The sequence below is a fragment of the Candidatus Margulisiibacteriota bacterium genome, from assembly GCA_028715625.1.
Lineage (GTDB): Bacteria > Margulisbacteria > Riflemargulisbacteria > GWF2-35-9 > GWF2-35-9 > JAQURL01.
This window is the reverse complement of record JAQURL010000009.1, coordinates 1-20,819: the sequence shown is the minus strand read 5'-3', so window position 1 is coordinate 20,819 and position 20,819 is coordinate 1. Positions and strand designations below refer to the sequence as shown.

At 39.6% G+C, this 20,819-nt stretch carries 16 protein-coding genes; 4 read left to right on the top strand and 12 right to left on the bottom strand.

All coding sequences use genetic code 11. The annotated features are described in order from the left end of the window. The first annotated feature begins 9 nt into the window (after positions 1 to 9). Positions 10 to 1,521 carry a YcaO-like family protein gene (locus tag PHV30_02500; protein MDD5455886.1) on the top strand — a complete coding sequence of 504 codons (1,512 nt, stop codon included), beginning with the start codon at positions 10 to 12 and terminating at the stop codon, positions 1,519 to 1,521. A 5-nt stretch (positions 1,522 to 1,526) separates the two neighbouring features. Here the strand turns inward: PHV30_02500 and PHV30_02495 are convergent, their stop codons facing one another. Then, positions 1,527 to 2,810, bottom strand: a complete 1,284-nt coding sequence (locus tag PHV30_02495; protein MDD5455885.1) for an alpha-amylase family glycosyl hydrolase — start codon at positions 2,808 to 2,810, stop codon at positions 1,527 to 1,529. A 123-nt stretch (positions 2,811 to 2,933) separates the two neighbouring features. On the opposite strand from PHV30_02495, the gene PHV30_02490 reads away from it, so the two are divergent. Beyond that, complete coding sequence (locus tag PHV30_02490; protein ID MDD5455884.1) at positions 2,934 to 3,770, top strand: hypothetical protein; 837 nt, start codon at positions 2,934 to 2,936, stop codon at positions 3,768 to 3,770. A gap of 93 nt (positions 3,771 to 3,863) precedes the next feature. Continuing rightward, positions 3,864 to 4,664, top strand: coding sequence for an undecaprenyl-diphosphate phosphatase (locus PHV30_02485; protein MDD5455883.1), 801 nt, complete (start codon positions 3,864 to 3,866; stop codon positions 4,662 to 4,664). Positions 4,665 to 4,666: 2 nt separating this feature from the next. Here the strand turns inward: PHV30_02485 and PHV30_02480 are convergent, their stop codons facing one another. The 11 genes from PHV30_02480 to budA form a co-directional block, all read right to left on the bottom strand. Then, a complete protein-coding gene (locus PHV30_02480) occupies positions 4,667 to 5,713 on the bottom strand; it encodes an AI-2E family transporter (protein MDD5455882.1) in 1,047 nt (348 codons plus the stop codon). 39 nt (positions 5,714 to 5,752) lie between these two features. Continuing rightward, positions 5,753 to 6,670 (bottom strand): protein translocase subunit SecF, encoded by a 918-nt coding sequence (gene secF, locus PHV30_02475; protein MDD5455881.1) that lies wholly within the window; start codon positions 6,668 to 6,670, stop codon positions 5,753 to 5,755. Between the two features lie 10 nt (positions 6,671 to 6,680). Next, on the bottom strand, positions 6,681 to 8,003 hold the full coding sequence (gene secD / locus PHV30_02470) for a protein translocase subunit SecD (GenBank protein ID MDD5455880.1): 1,323 nt from the start codon (positions 8,001 to 8,003) through the stop codon (positions 6,681 to 6,683). Positions 8,004 to 8,024: 21 nt separating this feature from the next. After that, positions 8,025 to 9,113: a tRNA guanosine(34) transglycosylase Tgt gene (gene tgt, locus PHV30_02465; GenBank protein MDD5455879.1), complete on the bottom strand. Its 1,089-nt coding sequence runs from the start codon at positions 9,111 to 9,113 to the stop codon at positions 8,025 to 8,027. Continuing rightward, the gene (locus tag PHV30_02460; GenBank protein ID MDD5455878.1) at positions 9,100 to 9,681 is read right to left on the bottom strand and encodes a hypothetical protein; all 582 of its coding nucleotides are present in this window, start codon (positions 9,679 to 9,681) and stop codon (positions 9,100 to 9,102) included. The genes tgt and PHV30_02460 overlap by 14 nt, the downstream gene beginning before the upstream one ends. Further along, complete coding sequence (locus PHV30_02455) at positions 9,674 to 12,085, bottom strand: DUF3536 domain-containing protein (GenBank protein ID MDD5455877.1); 2,412 nt, start codon at positions 12,083 to 12,085, stop codon at positions 9,674 to 9,676. The genes PHV30_02460 and PHV30_02455 overlap by 8 nt, the downstream gene beginning before the upstream one ends. Further along, positions 12,085 to 13,338, bottom strand: a complete 1,254-nt coding sequence (locus PHV30_02450) for a homoserine dehydrogenase (GenBank protein MDD5455876.1) — start codon at positions 13,336 to 13,338, stop codon at positions 12,085 to 12,087. Before PHV30_02450 ends, PHV30_02455 begins: the two co-directional genes overlap by 1 nt. 15 nt (positions 13,339 to 13,353) lie before the next feature. Beyond that, positions 13,354 to 15,603: a DNA translocase FtsK 4TM domain-containing protein gene (locus PHV30_02445; protein MDD5455875.1), complete on the bottom strand. Its 2,250-nt coding sequence runs from the start codon at positions 15,601 to 15,603 to the stop codon at positions 13,354 to 13,356. A 106-nt stretch (positions 15,604 to 15,709) separates the two neighbouring features. Then, positions 15,710 to 17,653: a radical SAM protein gene (locus PHV30_02440; GenBank protein ID MDD5455874.1), complete on the bottom strand. Its 1,944-nt coding sequence runs from the start codon at positions 17,651 to 17,653 to the stop codon at positions 15,710 to 15,712. Positions 17,654 to 17,988: 335 nt separating this feature from the next. Continuing rightward, entirely contained in the window at positions 17,989 to 19,182 is a 1,194-nt protein-coding gene (locus tag PHV30_02435) for a hypothetical protein (protein MDD5455873.1), read from the bottom strand. Between the two features lie 323 nt (positions 19,183 to 19,505). Beyond that, positions 19,506 to 20,213 carry an acetolactate decarboxylase gene (gene budA, locus PHV30_02430; protein MDD5455872.1) on the bottom strand — a complete coding sequence of 236 codons (708 nt, stop codon included), beginning with the start codon at positions 20,211 to 20,213 and terminating at the stop codon, positions 19,506 to 19,508. Positions 20,214 to 20,325: 112 nt separating this feature from the next. Here budA and PHV30_02425 point away from each other — a divergent pair. Next, positions 20,326 to 20,819, top strand: a 494-nt coding sequence (locus PHV30_02425; GenBank protein MDD5455871.1) for a LysM domain-containing protein, incomplete at its 3' end; no start/stop codon positions are given.

Genomic DNA, 20,819 nt, shown 5'->3' with positions numbered 1-20,819 from the left:
TAGATTTATATGGTTAACTTTATTCTTCGGGAACAAACCGGATTTGAGCTTGAGTCGGTTAAAAAAAGTTATATCTTTGATCAGGATAAATTTGTCCATCCCAAAGTTACTTTCAAAAAAGCATACAGGAACATCATGCGAAATATTACCGACCGTTCTCCTCATTTACTGGAAATTCGTGCTGATCACCCGATTTTTGTATATGACTTCGGCGACGGCACTGTGAATTCTCATGGCAAAGGGTTTACTATCGATCAAGCCAAAGCCAGCGCCATTATGGAATACAGCGAACGATATTCCTGGTTGAACTATGATTATAAAAATGTACCGGGGTACAAGCATCTGTCTTTCTCTGATCTGAATAAAGAATTTGATCTAAGCAGAATTAATAATTGTTTTTTTATACCCTACAGTGATAAAAAGGAATATCTGCTCGAATATTTAAGAAATATCAATATGGACTGGGTACCAGGATACTCATTGACACATAAATGCGCGGAATATTATCCCTTGAACTGGAACAATAATTATCAGACATCAAATGGTTTATGCACTGGCAATACCAAAGAAGAAGCTATTGTTCAGGGTATTTGTGAAGTTATTGAGAGGCACAATACCGGCTATGTGGTTATGAATAAAGAATATTCAGCTATAGAGCTTATTGATATAAATTCTATCAATCATCCGGCCATACATGATTTATACAATTACTATAAAAGGATCGGTATTGATATTTACCTCTTTAATGCTTCCAAATACATTAATGTACCGACAATTTTATGCAGCGGAATTGATCATAGGACAGACAAAGAAATTTTGCGTAAAGGTTTCGGCTATGGCTGTCATACAGACCCCAATAAAGCTATAATCAGGGCTATCACCGAATATACCCAGGGGCGGGAAGGAATTGTGTTGAAACAGGACATAGTTCCCAGCAAATTTAAACTTACCAAAGGACGCTGGCAATTTTGCCTGGATATGGATGTGGAGAAGTGCGCTAAAGAGTGTAAAGTAATCCCGGTTTCTGCGCTGAATAATTTGTCTTCTGATGACTTTCGGGAGGAAATATATAGTCTTATGGACCTGCTTAATGAACAAAACTTGAACACAATTGTCATAGACAAATCCCATCCCAAATTGAAGGTACCGGTATATCGGGTTTACATACCGGGTCTACTGCCAATCAATACAATCAGCAGCATGAACCAGAATGATGATCTGATTGTGCTCCAGCTGCTTGTGCAGGATAAAAAAATGAAAGAGGCTCAGCAGTACTACACAAAAAATTTCCGCAGTCTGCTAAAAAATATGGAATCTTTTTTAAGTCTGGGAATAAATATGTATATGGCGGAAACCGGGCAAAACTTCAGGCAAGCTGGAGATGAAGATGTAGTGCTGAATCTGGTAAACAGTATGATAACACCCGACAAATTACCATTGGAACAGGTTGTTCACCATGGTAATTATCTGGATCAGATAAAATATTACATGGCTGTGCTCAGAGGTGACATACCAGCTTAGCCGAGTCAGCAATATAAAATCATCATCTGACCGGGCTGCAAATTATACTCCAGTACATCAGGCATTTCAGTAAGCGGATTTTCTATGCTCAGACATTTGATCTTGAATGAGGAGCAGTTCATGATTTCAACAAGATCTATCGATAAATGTTCAGTGCCCTGCAAATTCTTATTAATAATAATCAGAGCTTTTTCTTTTTTGTCATGGGATATTTTAAGCATTACAAATACTTTTTTGTTTACTGTCTCGATAATCTCAATTGCGTTATCTTCGCTGAAAATTTTATACTGCAGTTTAAGCTGATTGGCTTTTCTTATAAATTCGGTCAGATCAAACTGCTGTGTTTCCCAATCCTGGGGCAAGGTATGCACCACATTAAGCCTTTTTTTAAAACCGTATTCCAGTCCCACAGGCATCATCACGCCACTGGAAAATATCGCTGAAAATAAATATCGCAATTTAACAGCCGCTTCCTCTCCTTTAAACTCTTCGGTCAGTCTGGGCGTATCATGTGATTCCGCAAATGATACTGAGGGAGAAACTTCAGCATTCTCTTTGTATTGCTTCAGGCACCAGGACTCTTCAAAATCCCACCATTTGGAACTGTTAAATGAATAATCAAAACCGGCTTTGGCCAGTTCAATTACATCTTCTATTTCACAGCCCAATGTTTCCGCGAAAAAAACAGTATCAGTCTTCCTTTGCTTAATATTAGAGATCAAATATTCCCATAACTCAGTTGTGACCTGATAAGCCGCGTCGCAGCGGAACCCGTCAACTCCAAAATCAATGTAATAAGAAGTCAGGTCCAGCCAATAGCGCCAGAGGTTATCTTTGTCCGGAGATTTTTCATTGTCTATTTCTGCCAGGTCACCCCAGGTCGTGATCAACTTATCGCCTTCCCACACCTGCGGATTTTTGATTTTCCCATGTTCATCTTTTTTATACCATTTATCATTAACGATTAATACCGAATCAATCGCTGTATGGTTGATAACCAGATCAAACATTATTTTGAGCCCCAGTTCATGGGCGTCCTGGATCATGGCCCTGACCTGCTCTTCTTCCGATCTGCCGGAATTATCCAAAAATAACGGATTAATTCTATAATAATCTTTAATGGAATATAAACTGCCTGAAAAGCCCGGATAACTGAGCGGATTAATATAAATCCAGTTAAAGCCCATATATTTCGCTCGTTCAAAATGTGACTTCCATCCTGACATAGGGCCAACAAGCCTTGGGAAAAGATTATAAATTATTGCCGGAGGTAGATGTTGTTTATTCATAAATTTGAAACCTCATTTATCTTAATAAATAGTTACGGTTTTTACAAGCGTAATAATTTGTGAAATTTAATGTTATTTATGGCGATAAATTGTTAGTACAAAAATAATCATAAGGAAAAGACGATGATACAAAAACCGGATATAACCCGTATAGGTGCTTATATAGAAAGCAGTTCAGGATTACATTATATTTGTCCCAGAGATATTGTCTGCCCCATAGCAGATCATCCACTTTGGCTAAAATTAAACGATAATTTATATTTTAACTTTGCTCAGAATAAATTATATCAATTTGATAAAAATGGTTTTAACTATAAACAAATAAATGTCCCCGCTTATGAATTACAAACAATTCAAAAAATTGCTGGTTATTACCTTATAAAAAATATTAAAATCAGTGGTATTATCCATGATACAGAGGGGGAGACATATTACATCCTGAATCATCCTTCTGCAAAATTTGTCTGCGATAAATCAGGTGAACTTTTTGTTGTTAAAAATAATCAGTTTGAAGAGATCAAATTAAATAACCGTAACCTGAAGCAACAGCTACAGAAGGTAAGCGCGCAATATGACCGATCGGGTAATCCCTATGGGCCCAACCGTGCATATCAAACAATTACTGCGGCATATAAAACAAGAGAAGAATATACTCTTAAGCTAACCGAAATTACAAAAAATGATGAACCTCAAACTGAGGGCACCCACTATCCTCAAAAAATTGAGATAATAAAAGGGATGGAAACCAAACATAGTCAAGTAAACGCGATTAATCCTTCATACCATATTGAAGTTATCAAAGGAACTAATCGTCAAACAATTAATCGGAAAATAGCTTACGCCAAACCCAAACATATACAGGTAATCAGGGGAACATCTGAAAGTACGCACCAAAAACCTGCAGGTAAATCAAGGGGTATTGAAGTCATCAGGGGCTTACAGCGGACATATCAAGAATAATACCGTCAAAAAAATCCAGCTAATATTTTCGATATAATCAGTGTTCTATTAATTGTTTAACTTTTATGTTTTGTGTTATCCTGTTTAATTAGAATGCTAACAGATCTTTTTAATTCTATAATTCTCGGTATTACCGAGGGGCTTACAGAGTTCCTGCCTGTTTCCTCTACCGGCCATCTTATTCTGATTAACAAATGGTTCTATTTTGAAGATTCTTTTACCAAAATGTTCGACATTGTTATCCAGGTCGGCGCAATTCTGGCTGTTGTCTTTTATTTCTGGAAACGTTTATTTCCTTTCGGCAAATTCAAAACACTGGCAGAAAAAAAAGATATATGGCAGTTATGGAGGAAAACACTGGTTGGCGTTATTCCCGCGATAATAATAGGTGCGACCGTAGGTAAAATTATTGAAGAAAAACTGTTTAATTCTCTGGTAGTTTCATTAGCACTGCTTATCGGCGGTCTGATCCTGATTTATATAGAGGGCAGAAAACACAGGGCCTCGCTTATATCCATAAAACAACTTTCCTACACAACGGCGTTTCTCATAGGGCTCATTCAGTGTATCGCTATGATACCGGGAACATCACGTTCTGCGGCTACAATTATCGGAGCCATGCTTCTGGGGACATCCAGACAACTGGCAGTAGAATTCTCTTTTTTTCTGGCTATTCCTACATTGATCGCCGCTTCCGGTTATGCTTTATTGAAACACGGTATCAGTTTCAGCGGAAACGAGATCTTAATTCTTGCCGCAGGTTTCATTACTTCATTCATTGTCGCTCTGGCCGTTGTTGCAGGGCTGATGAAATTCATTGCTAAACACGATCTTAAAATTTTCGGTTATTATCGGATAATTCTGGCAGTTATAATTCTTTTAATAATTCGTTGACTTTATATTTCCCGAAAAACTTCAAAGGCGACTTCGGTAAGTGTAAGGATAATAGGACCTAGAAAAACCCCGGGAATACCAAAAAGCATGAATCCTCCGATAAATCCTACCAAAACAATTGCCGGATTAATCTTCGCTACATCGGAAAGAATAATGGGGCGAAGGATATTATCGATTGTACTCACTAGAAAAGTCCCATATAAAAACATAAACACAGGATGCCATAAAGGAACATGCCCGTTAACGAATTGAATTACTAAATATACTGTTATTAATATCCAAACCACTGCAGCCCCCAGAAAAGGTATAACGGCAATGACCAGAGTAAGTAAAACAAATAATAAAATATGCTTAAAACCCAGGATAAATGTAGCTATGCCCATAAGCAAAGCCTGAGATACAGCAATAATCAGCTGACTGGCAAGAAGCCCTCTACAAAGATAATTAAATCTTTCTAAAGATTTCCCCTTAATCTCCTTATTTAGAGGAAGCCATTTTTCTATAGTAATGATTATGGTCTCGGAACTTTTCAATAAATAATAAACAATAAAAAGGGTAATAAAAGAACCTAACAAAAATAAAGGTACTTGTGCAAAAAGTGACTGGATTGTTTTCAATATACTTACCGAAAAAGAAGTCATTAATTGTGACAGATTTACATTGATATCCCCGAAGTTCAACTGATCGCGTATAACCGGGATAATATCTGTAAAAAAAGATGATGCGGCAGGTATAAAATAACCTATAAATTGTTTTATCTCCTTAAAATTTAAGAATAAAAGCCCGAATAGCAAACTGACCGGTATTAAAAAAATAAATATTATCAGAATAACAATACTGAATGCACCTAAAGCCTGACCTTTATGCGGATTATTAAATCCCCATATCTTCTTAAAAAATTTATATACCGGAAAGAATAAATAAGCCAAAACAATGCTGGATAATATTGAGGTCAGCAGAGGTTTTATTATTAAAAAAGCTGCAATAAAAACGACACCAGCTAATATGGCCAAAAGTGGTTTGTTCGTTAATTTTTGCGTATCAGCCAATTATTTTCCCTTTTATTTAACGCGGATAAATGGCTTATTTTACTCACTCCACTTTTTAAACATTACCAGTAATGGGCTGGCAATGAATATGGACGAATAACAACCGAAAAATATTCCTATTAGTAAAACCAGAGAAAAATCCTTTAAAGATACACCGCCAAAAAAATGAATGGCGGCTAAAACTATTAATACTGTCGTAACAGTGTTAATAGACCTGGTTAAGGTCTGCCAGATACTTGTTTCCGCAATTTTTGCGAAATCTTCTTTTAGAATTTTAGTGTTTTCTCTGACCCTGTCAAAAATAACTATTGTATCATTTATAGAATAACCTAGAATTGTTAAAATGGCTGCGACATAAGCAGCATCAACTTGTATCTTTAGAATTGATGTTAATCCCAGCGTTATTAAAGAATCGTGTACCAGAGCGATAATAGCCGCTACCGCTGCCCAGAATTCAAATCTAAATGTAATATAAATAAGTAATAAAAAAATAGCCACAAAAATAATTGTCAAAGCTTGTTTTTGCAGTTCATGCCCTATTGTGGGTCCAATAAAATCAGATTCCAGAACATTTACCGAACCGAGAGATGTCTTAAGTTCATTGATAATAGAATCCATTTTTTCCTTACTCATTGGTTCTGTGCGGATGGAGAAATATTTTTTATCCAGTGTTGTGAGTTGTACGTTTGTCACACCGGCATTGTGTAAAGTCCTGCGAATAGAGTCCTGGGTTTTATTACGAATTTCGGCCGGTAATTCCCCTTTAGAATTGATGCTTTTTTCAACAGACTGTACCTGGAGCAGCATGCTGGTACCACCGGTAAAATCAATACCCAGATTAAAGGCTGAGCCGGTCTTTGAAAAATTTAAGAACATGGAGATTATACCGACAATAATTAGAGTGCTGGAAAAAGTGTACCAAATTATTCTATTTTTTATAAAAAATTCTTTTTTCATTAATCTCTCCTTAGAATCTAATTAAAGAGCTCTCGCGAATAGCTCTCATATTCAACGTGGCAAACAATAAAAACTTGGTCAGGTAAAGAGCTGTTATCATACTAAGCACAATACCTATGGACAAAGTAACCGCAAAACCTTTGATACTACCCGTACCGAACCAGAACAAAACAATAGCTGTTATCAATGTTGTCACGTTTGAATCGATAATAGTTACTGAAGCTCTCTTGAACCCGTTTTCCAGAGAATTCATTACAGTATTTCCTGATCTTAACTCCTCCAAATATCTCGCGTAGATTAGAATGTTGGCATCAACTGCCATACCTAAACCAAGGATTATTCCAGCTATACCTGGAAGGGTCAGAGTTACGTGAAATAAATTTAATACTGCTATATTCAAAAATAAATAAAAGAGCAAGGCAATGACAGCAACAAATCCCAAATATCTGTAAAACAATATCATAAAGATAGCAACCAGGATGTAACCGATAATTCCTGCTATTATACTTTTATTAATTGAATCTTTACCCAGTGTCGGGCCTACTTCTTTCTTTTCTAATATTTTCACCGGTACAGGCAAAGAACCGGCTTTGAGTTTTATAACCAGGTCCTGAACTTCCTGAACTGTAAACGAACCGGATATCTGGGCTTTCCCTCCTAAAATCGGCTCACTGATATTCGGCGCTGATATTATATTGCCGTCTAATAGGATAGCCAACGGTTTACCTACATTTCTCGCAGTGACATCAGCAAATTTTCTGGCTCCTTCAGGAGTAAATTCGATACTTACAACAGATTTTCCATACTGATCTACGGATGGGCCTGCCCACTTGAGATCACTTCCGGTCATTACGCTTTTTTTAAGAATAATAGGAAGTTCCTTGGTGATATTGCCGTTATTGTCCCGAATAATGTAAGTAGATAATTTGGCTCCTTCTCCGCCAATAATCTGCAAATCCTGTGTCGAAATATTAGGCGCGTTGCCAGGCAGCCACTCAGCTTCAATGAACTCCATAAGCGCGGTATCCCCAATTAAGGCCAGCGCGTGTTTCGGGTCCTTGATACCGGGGAGTTCAACGACCACCTGTCTTTTACCTTTTATGGCAATCAAAGGCTCGCTCACACCCAGTCCGTCTACCCGGTTACGAATTACCGAAACCACTCCCAGCATGGCATTTTCATCCACCTTAACCGTTGGGGTATCCTCGGCTTCCAGCACCAGACGCATACCGCCCTGCAGATCCAAACCCAGATTTACCGGGACTTTCTGCAGCACTAAAACGATTGCCGCTATGCTAAGTAACCACAAAAAAAAGCGAATCTTATTTGTCATCTTTTACTCCTCTCGCCACTTCTATTCATTAATTATTTGTTCTTTAATGCCCTGAATCATCTTTATCAGATATCTTATGTTATGGATCGATATCAGGGTCATAGCGTTAAATTCTTTATTTCTCCACAAATGCCGCAAATATGCTCTCGAATAATTTGCACATGTGTAACAATCACAACCCACTTCCAAGGGTTGTGAATCGAATTCAAATTCTTTTTTCTTGATACTGAGATTACCTTCTTTCGAAAAAAAGGCTCCATGACGGGCGATCCTGGTAGGTAAGACACAATCGAACATATCATAACCTTGTTTTATAGCAAATTCTACATCCTGCGGAGAGCCCACACCCATTAAATATCTGGGCTTAGCGACCGGGATATGCTGAACAGTCTCCGCAGACAGGCTATACAGTGTTTCTTTATCTTCACCAACACTTAATCCCCCTACTGAGTATCCAAAAAAATCCAAATCAAGTAACTGTTCCGCTGATTCCGCTCTCAAGTCAGGGAACATGCCACCCTGGATTATACCAAACATGGCTTGAGCGTGTCGACCCGGATTTTCTTGCATATAGCGCTGACAACGTTTTTCCCAGTTGAAAGTCCGTTTGATAGAAACAGCGGTTCTTTTTTTATCAGCATCATGCGGCAGACACTCGTCCAGCGGCATGATAATATCCGCACCAATGCTCTGTTGAATGGCGACCACCTTTTCCGGCGTAAATTCCATTAAGGAACCATCCAGATGCGACTTGAAAATAACTCCCTTGTCTGTAATTTTATTTAAATCACTGAGACTGAACACCTGAAAACCTCCGCTATCCGTGAGTATAGGCTTGTGCCAGTTCATGAAATTGTGCAGTCCCTGAAATTTCTCCAGCACTTCTGTGCCGGGCCTTAAAAAAAGATGATAAGTATTGGCCAGAATTATCTCCGTACCTTCTGCCAGCAGCATTTCCGGTAGAACAGCCTTTACCGAGCCCAACGTCCCAACCGGCATAAATACAGGTGTCTGTATATCACCATGAGGTGTATGCAGGATTCCCAGCCGACCCTTATGTTTATGGCTTTGTTTAGTTATTTTAAAGGTAAAATCGTTAGTGTAACTCATCATTACTCCAATTCAATGGATTATTCTTTATATATCCCCGTATCCTGGTTAATTCCAATTCATTTCGGATAATATGTTCGTAGTAGTTGCGCAGCCATATTTTTTCAAATGCTTTGTTTTCCTTTGCCCATTTAGTAACGCCAATTTTATATCCTCTTACGATTGCTCCTATTGTCCTTGACGTGCCTTTTGGATTGGACGAGACGTCAGGTTGAGGCCATCCTGGTTGGGGCCATCCTGGTTGGGGCCATCCTGGTTGGGGCGAATAATTATTCGCCCTTACTATGGGGCTGAGCTCTTCTCTTGAAGAAAAGCTCTCCCCTACTATCAGTATGCCGTGGATATGATTCGGCATTATGATATATTCATCAAGTTGTACCTTGGGATAGTGGACAGGGATCTCCAGCCAGCACCTAGCTGCAATAACCCCCAAGTCGTTCAGCTTAATCTCATGATTCACTATCTCTCCAAACAAGTGTTTCCGATCTTGCGTACAGAGTGTAATAAAGTATGCCCCGGATTGAGTATAGTCATAACCTTTTAGACGAATAGAGCGCCGATTATACATGCTCCGCTATATTCAGCATCAGGGCCAGCGTTGCGACTTCTTTGCCGACTTTAGTTATTTTCGGATAGGAATTATTTTTCAGGTCCTGATACAATTTGAAGGCAATATTCTCGGAAACTGTTTTATTCAGTGTAATATCCATATAATCCAGTATCGCTATAAACTGGATCGCTTTTTCAATATCTTCTTTTTTCAAACTTTCAGCTAAAGCTTTGAGTTGATGGTTCAAGGTTTCTTCCAGATAAGCCTTGGCCCTGTTTTTATTAAGGTTCAGGTTCATTTTTTTGCTCATGTTAATAACATCTGTCACTCCCACTACGTTTTCCTGCTTATAAACATCAATTTTCTTTATTTCCTCCAGATATCTGGCGCTCATAATAATTTCCATGATGGATTTAATCTCATGCGGTAAAAATCCACCCATATAAACTGTAGACATTATCAGGTCCCGGAAGGTAACAAATATCAGGTCCAGAGAATGAATAAGCTGATTATATTTTTTCTCCCATAAAAAGCTCATAATCGAGGAACTTGCCTCAAAATTCAGATCATTCATGGTTTTCAGGATTGGAAAATACCGGCTGATCAACTCTTCTTTTTTAGCGGATTTTTTATGGAACAGGCCCATAATCTCCGCGAGGTCCTGATAAATTTTCTCACTGATAAAAAGCCTGTAATTTTTTTCATGATTTTGCAGGATTACAGAAAACTGCTTGTGGTCGCCGGTAAGAGTGTGCGTAGCGTCCAGATTAGCCAGGATATAATAAACGCCATCCTGCTCAAAGCGAGCTACTTGCTCTGTTTTAATGTCAAAAAGATAGACCTGTCTGGGTTTAAACTGGTGGAACAGTTCGCCTTCTATCATGTACTGGTTCGTAGCTTTATAGGCATCCAACTCATACGGTTTGATCCATTTATTATAGATGCTGTCGCCATTGTAATCCGGCCCGACATTACTGTAAGCCAGCTTCAGGCAGTTTAACAATTCATTTTCCAGTTCATGATCGGAATATGTCTGGGCATGCTTGATGGCCATATTGGCATATTTGATAATTTGTACTGTTTCTATGCCTGAAATATCCGCGAAAAACCATCCGCAGCTGGTAAACATAAGCTGACTGTTACGCTGACTTTCCAGCAGGTTTAATATGCCCACCATTTTTTGTTCATCTATATTCTTTTTTTTCAAATGCTTCTTGAAATATTCATCTCTGGTAACTAATCCCTTGAATAAACGATAATAATCATGCCGGGCTTCCAGCGGATCATGGAATATACTCTGGGTGTGACGCAGATAAATTTCCCACAACCTGTCGCGTAATGTTTCCAATCCTTTAAGCAAAGGTGAACGCCACTTCTGGTTCCAACCGGGCGCGGCATAAGTGGAACAACCGCAGTCTTCTTTCCAGCGGCCCACACCATGCGAGCAACTCCAGGCCGTGCCCAGATTATCCTTGCCGGTTTTTAAAACAACTTCAGAGATAGGCGGGTACAATTCCAAAAAATGACCATAGTTAATGATGCGAAACCTGTATTCATGAACCAGATATTTGAAAAAATAAGCCAGACACATATCGCCGAAAGGTTCATGATGCCCGTAACTTTCCCCATCTGTGGCAATATTGATTAAAGTAGGCCGTTCCTCTTTGGATAACGCGGCCAGGTTCAATCGGTCCGCGAAAACCCTGGAGTCTCGCAGTATATGCTCAAAACTTACAGCTGTGGAAATTGGCGCGTCATAAAAAAAGATATCCAGATATTTGGTTTTCTCCTCGTCCACAAAAAGACGATAAGGCTGAGTTGGGTCAATAGTGCCGCCTGATACATCCAGCCAGGTATTGGAAAAAAAGTTGCGGGTTTTTTCAGCCTGAAAAGGAGAAAGTATGGTAAATTTTATATTATTCTCCACAAGAACTTTCGCGGTCTCCATATTAATAGCGGTTTCAGCCAGCCATAAACCTTCAGGCTCACGGCCGAAATGTTTTTTGAAATCCTCAATTCCCCAACGAACTTGTGTAACTTTGTCCCTGTAGGGAGCCAGAGGCATGATCAGGTGGTTGTATACCTGGGCAATAGCATTGCCATGTCCGTGATTTTTTTCCTTGCTTTTTTCATCTGCTTCGACAATTTTGCTATAGGTGTCTTTATCATTCTCGGCTAGCCAGTTCATAAGTGTCGGCCCGATATTAAAGCTCAAATATTCATAATTATTAATAACGTCCAAAATTTTGCCACGCTCGTTCAGTACTCTGGAACAGGTGTTGGGTCGATAACACTGCTCATTTATCCGCTCATTCCAGTCATGGTTGGGATAGGCGCTTTCCTGCATCTCTATTTTTCCCAGATAGGGATTTTCGCGCGGAGGCTGGTAAAAATGTCCGTGGATCGTTATATATTTAGGCACTAAATTCCTACCCGTATTACGCTGCTGACTTTCTTTACACTGCTCAGATTCTTGATTTCCCCCACAGCCAGATTTTTATATTTTTCCTGTATCACATGCGAGATAATAACCAGTTCGGCGCCATCGCCAAGCCCTTTTTGCATGGCGTTTTTTATGCTGATCTCATATTTGGCGAATACTCCGCTGATCTCGGCCAGCACGCCGGGTTTATCTTTTACCCTGAAACGAAAATAATATTCGGATTTTATATCATCATGCGCCTTGATTTTTATTTTCTGAATTCTACCGGTTTTATAGGGAGTATCATTAACAATATCCAGAATATCGGCCCAAACTGAAGAAGCTGTAGGTATTCCGCCAGCGCCCTGTCCTGAAAACATTATATCTCCAACCGCGTCGCCAACCACATAAATGGCGTTATAAACATCGTTGACCGAAGCCAGCGGATGTTTGCGGTTTAAGGCCACTGGATGAACGCGTAGCTCAAGCTGACCATTGTCCATTCTGGCAATAGCGACTAATTTAATGACAAGATCGAACTCTCTGATATAGAGAATATCGTTGGGCGAAACATCAGTAATACCTTCAACCAGTATGTCCTGATAATTAATTTCAGCTTGGAAAGCCACAGATGACAAAATAGCCAGTTTGTACTGAGAATCAAATCCGCCCACGTCCGAAGTAGGATCGGCTTCGGCATAGCCCAGCTTCTGCGCGTCTTTTAAGACCTCGTGATAGCGGGCGTTTTTCTCATGCATCTTGGTCAGGATATAATTTGTTGTACCGTTTACTATCCCATATATACCCATAATATTATTGGGCACCAAGGTCCTTTTTAAAGGAGAAATAATCGGGATCGCGCCTCCCACGGAAGCCTCGTAGAGAATGTCCACGCCGTTGGCCACGGCCAACTCCAGCAATTCTTTGCCATATTTAGCCAATACCAGCTTATTGGCTGTAACAACACTTTTATGATTTTGCAAGGCTGCTTTGATAATACTTTTGGCCGGCTCTTCTCCACCAATCAATTCCACAACAATTTGTATATCGGGATCAGCAACCACTTCCTTCCAGTCTTTGCTTAATTTGAATGAACTCAAATCATGTGGACATTTATTGAAGTCCAGGTCACATATGGTCTTCAAAACAATCTCTTTTTTGGCATTTTCCCTGAGCTTCTGGAAATTATGTTTGTAGATATGAATTACTCCGGAACCCACTATCCCGGACCCGATCAGAGCTATATTTACCATATTGACCCCCTCTCGTTAAACTATCACTTTGCGGTTCTTACCATCCGCGTCAGCCGAAGAAACTATCCCCGCTTCCTCCAACTGTTCCATTATACGTGCTGCTCTATTATACCCAATTCTCAGCTTTCTTTGAATATAAGAGATAGAAGCCACTTTACTTTGTATCACAATTTCCCTGGCTTCATTATAAAATTCGTCGAAATCCCCGCCGTTAGCACCGGACTCTGCGCTTTTCTTCAAATCTTCCAGGTCCTCTGCTTTCAGGTTTACAACTTCCTGTAGATATTCAGGTTTACCTTGAGACTTAACAAACTTGACGATAGAATGAACTTCCTTGTCTGAAATATATACTCCCTGAGCCCTTGTCGGCTGCATAGAACCCACCGGTTTATAGAGCATATCCCCTTTTCCCAGAAGTTTTTCCGCGCCCATGGAATCCAGTATGGTGCGGCTGTCTATCTGGCTGGATACGGCAAAGGCTATTCGCGACGGCACATTGGCTTTAATCAGCCCGGTGATAACATCCACTGACGGACGCTGCGTGGCTATAACCAAGTGTATACCTACTGCTCTGGCCATCTGTGAAATGCGGGCAATGCTGGTTTCCACTTCCGAGGCGGCTGCCAGCATCAAGTCCGCGAGTTCATCGATGATAACGACTATATAAGTATGTTTCTGCGGTATGAAAAATTCTTTCTGTTGTTCTTCGTTCATCTTTTCTTTTTGAATATGCAGTTCATCTATCTTTTCGTTAAATCCGTCAATATTCCTGACACCTAACGTGGCCAGTTCCTCGTAGCGTCTTTCCATCTCGCGCACACACCAGCGTAAAGTTACAGCCGCTTTTTTGGGGTCGGTCACCACCGGTGCTATAAGATGCGGGATATCATCATAAACACTGAGTTCCACCTTCTTGGGGTCAATCATGATGAAGCGTACAGTTGACGGTGTGTTGCGTAACAACAAGCTTATGACAATAGAATTGATACATACCGACTTACCGGAGCCGGTAGCGCCGGCCACCAGCAAATGTGGCATTTTTGTAAGGTCAATATATGTAGACTTGCCTTCCAGATCTTTACCCAGCGCTATAAACAAAGGTGAAGAAGAATATAAAAACTTTTCATCTCTGGCCAGCGGCAGCATGGTTACCATCTGCATAATATTATTGGGTATTTCAATTCCTACCACGGACTTGCCTGGAATAGGCGCTTCAATCCTCACTCCACGCGCTGCCAGGTTTAGTGCTATATCATCAGCCAGACCTACAATCTTACTGACTTTAACTCCGAAACCCGGCTGAATTTCATAACGGGTTACAGACGGCCCCTGGCTCGTGGCCACTACTCTGGCGTTTACCTTAAAACTTTCCAGGGTTTCTTCCAGTTTTCTGATGGTCAGTTTGATTTCTTCTTCAACTTTTTTGATGTTGTCTCTGGGTACGGTAATATCAGCGAGAAGTTTCAGGTCCGGAAGCTCAAAATCATCATCAAATTTGTCGATCCGCTGAGCCCTGTCCAGATCAAGTTCTTTTTCTTCCTCTACAGCTTTTTTCTTTTTTACGACAACTTCTTCAATAATTTTCGGTTCCACAACTTTTTTCTTTTTTTCAATATCTGCCTGAATTTCTTCTGTTTTGGCCTGGACAGCTTTGGGGTTTTCTTTCGCTTCTTCTGTTGACGGCCGTTTGTAAAAAATAATAGCTCTTATGAAATCCACGACTTTCTTAACCGAAAACATTAGCACGGCTATGGCTTCAGCCAAAGTTACATTAAAAATAAGCATCATCGCAATGAAAACCGAAGCAATGAGGACAATTTTAAGCCCGGAAAACCCTACTATTTTGTGTAATAAAAAAGCGAATAAATAACCGATAATTCCACCGGCATGCTCAGCAATCGGCAATAATTGAAAGGCAGAGAATGTTCTGCCGCTTTCGACTTCCAGATAAATGAGATAAACCAGATAGCCGTAGAAAATACCCGGCACTGTGGTTTTCTCCCGGGTAAAATCACGTCCAAAAAGTATCAGCAATCCGGTAATACCTATAAAATAAGGCAGAATAAGCTTGCCATGACCGATAAAAATGTTAAATAACGTCCCGAATATAAACCCGCCTATTATTCCGGTAGATTGTTCGTAAGTATTGCCCAGGAATAGAAATACAGCCAAAGCCAGAGTAATAATGCCGATTATTTCTCGTTTTACCAGATCATCCTTGGAATGCTGCTCAAAGCGTTCGGGGGAATTTTTCTTAGCAGCCATAAGCTAACACCAGGCAGCGTATTTTTTTCATTTTTTAATTGTAACATAAAAATTAAAACCGGTCATGGCAGGCCGTTTAATTTAGGCTTTGCAGATAAACTGATGCCTATTTGCCGCCACAAAGAAGATCCGTTAAATCCTTGCTTATAGGATAATCTGTAACATTTTCCACATGCATGAACATGGGACTGGGATTGGCTTCCAGAAAAAAATAATTTCCATTTTTGTCCTGTTTGATATCAATTGCCGTAAACACATATCCTGAAACCTGTGCAGCTGTCCAGCACTGCTGAGCCAAGACTTCTGGTATATCTATACGTTCCAGTTTATGCTGTTTGTCGTTACGAAAGTCCACAGCATCAGTCACTATTTTCACGGCATAAAGTTTTTGGCCGATTATGTAAACCCGGATATCTGATCCTTCAATATATTCCTGAATAGTGACCGGTAACGTTTTTAAATTTTGGGCAAATTCTTCCTCTTCCTGTGTGCTGTATAGTTGAGTGTGATATCCACCCTGTACCGGCTTATGAATAATTGAAGTTTTATAGGTTCCCAAAAATTCCCTGATATCTCCTAAATTATTGGTAATAAGAGTTTTTGGCAATGGTAGACCTGCTTCTCTGAACTTTGTCAGCTGCAAAGGTTTGCACCAATGCAGATAGTAGCTGTCCGGCGGATTAACCCAAAGACAGTCCAGTTGTCCCATAAACCCTTTTATAGCAGCTTCAGCATTCTTTAAGTCAATCTGATAATCGGGCCCGCTTGTATGAACGACAGGGCTGTGATACCAGCGCCAGAATACACTTTTAACGTCTATTTCAGAATTATCGATAATAAGTCCGCTGCGAAAACTCTGAGTAGGTGAATATGATAGCTGAATATTTTCAGGAAACTGTCTCCAGTCAAGAAAGTATGATTCTTCCCCTTTTTCTTCCAATAATTTTTTAATGTGCCGGGCATGCTGTTCGTCTTTATGGCTTAAAACTATTATTGATTTTCTTACGGATTTTTTTATATCATTATTATTTACGGCTTGCACCTCTTTGTTTTCTGATTGTTTTACATAAAAAGAACAAAAAGGATTGGATAAATACAGTCTTTTGGAAAAAGCATAGATAAGCCCCGGGCAACCACCGCTGCAGGAATCATTAGCGCACTTGCCGCACTTGCCTTTTTTGTCTTTTTTCGTAACTGTCTGCCTGAACTCAACACCTTTGTTTAAAATTTCTCCCAGCGAGCCGTTTAAGACATTACCGAACGAAAACTCATCGAAAGCCAGGGTTGAGCAGGGAAAAACTTCACCTTTCGCATTAACATAAACCGAATGTTTGCCGGCTGTACAATAATGTTTCTGCCCTTCCCATACTGGGCCGCAGGGGCAGTCCAGCAAAATCCTTACTTTTTTTTGAGAAACATTTCGAACATATTCGTAAAAACGTTTTTGCTGCTCAATGTCAGGTAAAATAGCATTATAATCTTTTTTTAATTCCTTATAATAAACCGGAATTATTGCCGAGTAACGTAGATAATGCACACCCAGCGCTTCGGCCAAAGCCAGAAATTCCGGGACCCTGTCCAATGTGAGTTTGTGTTGAAGAACCCCCATTGTCACTGTATATCCCAGATCACGAGCCATTCTCATAGCTTTAATTGCCAGGTAATAGTCAATTTCCGAATTACCCCTGATTTGCAAATTAGTGGTTTTATCCGGCCCGTCCAGACTGATTTGGATGCTTCGTATGCCGATTCTTTTTAGTTCCTGAAGGATTTCTTCTGTGCAAAGCACCCCATTAGTCGCTAAAGAAAAAGATAGTCCCAAAGATTTTCCAAAACCTAGAATTTCCAGAATATCTTTACGTAACAGAGGTTCGCCACCGGTAAGTGAAACATGTTTTATCCCGGCATCTGCGACTTGTTGTAAAAAAATTTTTGATTGTTCAAGGCTGAACTCTTTTTGTTCGTCATTCGGCGAAGCTTTAAAGTAGCAATGTTTACAGCTGAAATTACAGCGAGAAGTGATATCCCAGATGATACGGAGATTGGTCATGACCGTAAATCAGTATAACATAATATCTGTTTATTTCAGATCATTTGACCAAAATCCGTATCTAAAAAATCTGTCAGTATCTAATTGTTAGTCTTGTAATCCACCGTATCAGTTTTAACCGTATTTTTTGGTACTATCACATCAGCCTTTTTTACCACATCCTGCTTTTTTGTTTCATCATTAGCTGTAGAGTCTGTGCTTGTACTTGTCGAAAAAACCGCAGTTCTGAGATTGGTGACCAGGTCTCTTTTAGCCTGATTAATAAGAATTTCAGTTATAACATCCTTGTACTCACCTGCAGCACTTGTTGAGTCGTTAACAGCTATTGTGGCTGTTCAATCTGTTTTTAATAGTATATAAGCATCGTCCACCTTGTCCATTTCTTCAAGCATGGTGTCGAGTTCACCAATGGGAATTCCACCGGTAAACTCATGTTCCGCGGCTTTAGCGCCATAAATTTTCATGACGTCTTTAGCGCCTGTTGACAAATGGTCCTGGTATTCCCAGTAAAATTTATTAAAATCTGAAAATTCTGTACTTGCGCCTTTTCCATCCAGATCGGAAATCCCGTTTTTAATAGCCAGATACATTTCATCGGCAGTTATAGTTTCACCGTTATTAATTTTAGTGATTAGTTTCAAAATCTCCGCTTTAGCTGTATCGTCCTGATATACGGTTGTCCCATCCGGTGCTTCGTGTGTTAATGGCGGGGTATGAGTTTCTACCCCTCCGCCTTCTTCATTCAAGCCCGCGGTTGTAGCAACAGGATCAGAAATTTGGGACATTTCCTCAAACATCGTATTGGCTTCACTTTCAGTGATTCCGCCGCTGTATGCGTGTTTCTCAGCATAAATATTGTAAATTTCCATCACTTTTTTAGCGCCGTCAGATAAATGATCGGAATATCTGCCAAAAAAAGTATTAAAATCAACGTTTTCCAGGCTTGCTCCGTGAGCGTCAAGATCCGAAATACCGTTCTTTATAGCCAGATACATTTCTTCCGCGGTTATAGTCTCACCATTATTAATTTTAGTGATTAGTTTCAAAATTTCTACTTCTGCCGAATAATCCTGATATGAAGTTCCGTCTGGGGCCTTATGGGTCTCAACAGGATTTTCATGAGTTAATATCGGGCCCATATGAGTTTCGATACCACCACCCTCTTCACCATATGCCATAGTTGTTATCGGCGATTCATGTGTCCGAAGACCTCCCCCTTCTTCGTTTAAGGAATTCGTTGTGGCATAAGGAGATTCGTGCGTTTTTATCCCTCCTCCACTTTCACTCCTGGAATCTGTAAAGCCTCCACCTTCCTCGCTGTAAGCCATAGTGCTAACATCTCCATCACCGCTTTCATTAAGAGAAAGTGTAGACACCGCAGGTGTGCCATAAGAAGAAGGCAGTTCCACGCTACCTGAACGGCTACTAATCAAGCTGCCTTCGCCAGAGGATGAAGCACTGTCTGCTTGTGATGTTCCACTTGCTTGTGATACTCTGTTTGAGCCCATTATTACATCATTTGTTGTCATATCTATCCCCCAAGATTTATTTACTTTGCTATAAATATCGTGCTTTAAGTCTCTTATTTTGTATTGAAAAAAAATGTTGCTTTTTTAAAAAAAACTTTTGTAAAGTTTATGTCCAAAAGATATTTTTGACATTGAGATGACATCATACCAACGTCATCCCGACTGGAGCGCAGCGTAATGGAGGGATCTGTATATTTAAAAATACTGTCTTTTATCATCTAAAGATTCCTCGACTACGCTCGGAATGACGATATATCCTTGACACAGCATGAATTTCAATCTGTTCGATCGAAATGGACGTTTTTGCAAACAACCTAAACCTACTAATTTAAAGTAATTTTGATCTTTTTAATCGGTTCTATCTCTACTTTTACCTTCGCTATTTTCATATCCAGCACATGACCGCCATTTTTTTTGTCTTTGGAAATAAAATGGAAATGGAAACCGGGCGCGTTCACCCCTCCGATATATTTAGGCATTTTAAAGCCTACAACCGTACCCTGGATATTATCAAAATCAAAAACAGACTGTTTTTTGACAACTTCTGCCAGACCCGGATAGGGCTTTTCCTGTTTGGGCACGCTTCTGGTTTTCATGGTAGAAAAAAGTCCGGTTATCTTGATAACATAAAAAGAATTTTCAGCTTTGGTTTCTTTTTCCAGCTTATCTGTAAACTGCTTTAAGGTCATTGATTCTGAGACATTTTGCTCCTGGACCGGATGAAAATAAATAACCGTAGCAAAAGGAGTTTTTAATGTATCTTTTACTTTGTTCACACTGCCGTCTGCTTTGATCTGATAAAAATGGTTATCCAACTCGATCATCTCACCGTCCAGACCTTCAAAAGTTCCCATGCCTGTATTGCCGTGTTTCTTAAGCTCTTTAAAACTCAGCTTGCCTTCCAGCTGACCGTTCATCAGCGCTTGTATGGTGGAAAACTGATAGATTACAGGAATTTTAGCCTGCCTGCCTGAACAGCTGATTAAGCTTATACATAAAACTAAAATAAGACCTGTTTTTAAAATTTTCATAAAGTCCTCCTTTTTGATGCTGTAACAATTATAGGCCAACATGTTTTAGCAGACCATGATTTTTTCAAAGACGGGTTTAATAAAATTAAAAACAGGGCATATTTAATTTATCATGTGTGCTTTACAGGTATCAGAAAAATCAGCAATTAAAAATAAGTCAGGCACTCTAGTAAATTATGCAATTAATCCTGGAGAACAGTATGAAGTACACAAAAATGATTCTTTATGGAAAATAGCTAAGCGGCTCAAAAAAGAACATCCCGGATTACAAACTACCAGCATTATTGATATTGTTGATAGTCTGGATAGTGCCAACAAGCTGGAGAATAGAAATAAACTGCGCATCGGGCAAAGTCTGAATATTCCGACAATTGAAGTTTTCCAGGGGAAAGCTCAGCCTGAACCCAAAAAAACTCCAAAACCTGCAGATGAAGTCACACAAAATTTAATGAAGTTAAATTTCTCTGCCCTGCAAAAAGATTTAAAAGTAAAAAAAGGTGATACCTTGAGCCAAATACTTTTTAACGCCATTAGCATCAAAGGTAATCCGGAAAATAAAGAAATCTGGGAAAATTTTCTTGAAACTAATGGTCTGACAAGAACCCA